The organism is Oleiphilus sp. HI0086 (genome assembly GCF_001635225.1).
In genome coordinates, this window is record NZ_LWFZ01000460.1 from 1 (window position 1) to 956 (window position 956).

The window sequence follows — 956 nt, forward strand, 5'->3', positions numbered from 1 at the left end:
CCGAAGTTTTGTTCAGCCACAATACTGGGGTTCCAAAAGCCTGGAATATTTGTGGTATGGCATCGCAGCCTTTCTTAGGCTACACCCTCAATACCGTTACTTGTTCGGCGCAGTAAGTATTAGCAATACCTTATCTGCACCAGCTAAAGACTTACTTATCTATTTCTATCAGCACTACTATGGAACTGAGACAAAGTATCTAGTCTGTCATCACCCATACCAGCTAAGTGAGGCTTCAAAAAAGCACCTAGATCAATTTTTTGAAGGTTTAGATCTAAAGGAAGGCTTCATTAAGCTCAAGAAACAGCTAAGGTATCTTGGCTTCGCTGTTCCTGTTTTATACAAACAGTATGCAGAATTGTCAGAACCAGGCGGGACGCGCTTTTTAGGCTTCAATATCGACTCGGACTTTAGTGATTGCGTTGACGGCTTTGTCGTGGTCGATATTGATCAAATGTCAGGACAAAAACGAAAACGCTATGGTTTGCTGACGCATCGGCTTGTTTCATCTTAGTATTATTGTTTGTTTGGGTCTCATTGCTCAGCACTTAAGACGCTCAACGAGCTTGCTTAGATAAGGACAAAACAGTCAGTTTGAGCAATAGTTCAATGCTCGCAACCACCTAAAGACCTTTTTAGGTCTCGATATATCTGGCTACAGACCTTTTAAGTATGCGGAGATCTTCATTGACTCTTCTACACTCATATTCTCGAAAGTCGTCATCTTACTAGCATCACTTCCCACCCTAACTTTATGAGATACCTGCCAAGCACTTAGTTTAGTGCCCTTATTAGGCGGAACAGCCCTTAGAAATTTTCCTAAGCCTGTTGAGTTATGACACTCAGAGCAATGGTGTTCGAATAGGTCTTTTCCTGACGCTAGGTCTGGGTGGTTGTGCTGGTCATTGCCACACCCAACTAAGAAGATACATAACAAGGTGATTGTATAAACGATA

The 956-nt window shown here is 42.2% G+C and carries 1 protein-coding gene and 1 pseudogene; one reads left to right on the forward strand and one right to left on the reverse strand.

Features of this window, described 5'->3' with window-relative positions; all coding sequences use genetic code 11:
• Positions 1 to 514: pseudogene (locus A3756_RS27390) on the forward strand (GNAT family N-acetyltransferase); the annotation flags it as partial.
• A 141-nt stretch (positions 515 to 655) separates the two neighbouring features.
• Here the strand turns inward: A3756_RS27390 and A3756_RS05715 are convergent.
• Positions 656 to 956, reverse strand: a 301-nt coding sequence (locus A3756_RS05715) for a cytochrome c (RefSeq protein WP_197481201.1), incomplete at its 5' end; no start/stop codon positions are given.